The sequence below is a fragment of the Olsenella porci genome (assembly GCF_009695875.1).
GTDB lineage: Bacteria > Actinomycetota > Coriobacteriia > Coriobacteriales > Atopobiaceae > Olsenella_H > Olsenella_H porci.
This window is the reverse complement of record NZ_VUNC01000014.1, coordinates 1-1,336: the sequence shown is the minus strand read 5'-3', so window position 1 is coordinate 1,336 and position 1,336 is coordinate 1. Positions and strand designations below refer to the sequence as shown.

The 1,336-nt window shown below is 71.4% G+C and carries 1 protein-coding gene; it reads right to left on the bottom strand.

The genetic code is table 11. The features are described from left to right. Window positions 1–1,336 (bottom strand): VaFE repeat-containing surface-anchored protein (locus FYJ68_RS09955; protein WP_154436126.1); only part of this gene is annotated, 1,336 nt, incomplete at both ends.

Sequence of the window (1,336 nt, the reverse complement as noted above, 5' to 3'; positions counted from 1 at the left end):
TGGATGCCGGGCAGGCTCACGGTCTGTCCCTCGTCCTTCAGGTCGGCGTGGGTGGCGACGACCTTGCCCGCGCGGGAGAGCTCCTCCGTGCAGACGAGCTTCCTCCCCTCGAGTCCGGTGCCGTCCACGTCGAAGGCGACCTCGGCGGTGCCCTCGGCGGACTCGGGGGTGACGGTCGTCTCCGCCGTGGCGAGCTCCTTGCCCGTCTCGGCGTCGAGCAGGTGCCCCCTGACCCTGTACTCGGTCCCGGGGGTGACGTTGGAGTAGGAGACGGTGTCGGCGACGCGCTGGCTGGGCGCCGCGTCGATGACCTTGTCGCCGTCACCGGCGTCGCTCGCCGTCGTCCTCACCTGGGGGAACGCGACGCTCTGGCCCTCGTCGGAGAGGTCGGAGTGCGTGGCGTACACGTGGCCTTCGCGCGAGAGCTCCTCGAAGGCGACGACCGTGCGTCCCGCGAGGTCGGAGCCGTCGAACCTGAACGTGACGGTCGCCTTGCCGCTCGGCTCCTCGGGCGTGAGCCTCGTTGTCGCGGTGACCCTCTCGCCCTTCGCGTCCTTGACGGCCTCGCCGGTTTCGCGGTCCATGAGGGTGCCCGTGAGCTCGTACTCCTTCCCGGGCACGAGGCTCTCGTACTCGACCGTGTCCGTGATGGTCACGTCGTCGTCGGCAGCCGCGTCGTGGGAGCCGTCCTCCGCGTCCGCCGCGGTGGTGCCGATCTTCGGGAACAGGACCGTCTGTCCCTCGTCGTCGATGTCGGCGTGCGTGGCCACCGCCTTCCCGCCCTGGCTGAGCTCCTCGAACGCCACGACGGAGTGGCCGGCGAGCCCGGTCGCGTCGAACTCGAAGGTGACCTTTGCCTTGCCCGTGGAGAGCTTGGGGGTGAGCCTTGCGGTGGCGGTGACGGCCTTGCCGTCCGCGCCGGTCACGGCCTTGCCGGTCTCGCGGTCCATGAGGGTGCCCGTGAGCTCGTACTCCTTCCCCGGCACGAGGTTCTCGTACTCGACCTCGTCGGTGAGCTCGACGTGCTCGGCGGCCTCGGCCAGGTGCTCGCCGCCCTCGCCGGTGAGGGTCGTGGCGATGCGCGGCCCCTGGTCGTCGTCGACGGTTCCGAGGTCCACGGTGGTGGCGTCGCGCGTGACCCGCGCGGTCATGCTCACGAGGCGGAGCCCCTGGTTCGCGGCGCACGGGAGCTCCTCGACGAGGTACGTGTCGTAGGGCAGGGCGCCCTTGGAGTCGTCCGGGGCGGTCTGGGAGTCCGCGGTGCCGCTGAACCACACGCCCGCGGAGGCGTCCCAGGTCCCCTCGCCCGCCGAGTCGTTGGCGTTCGTGCGCGTGG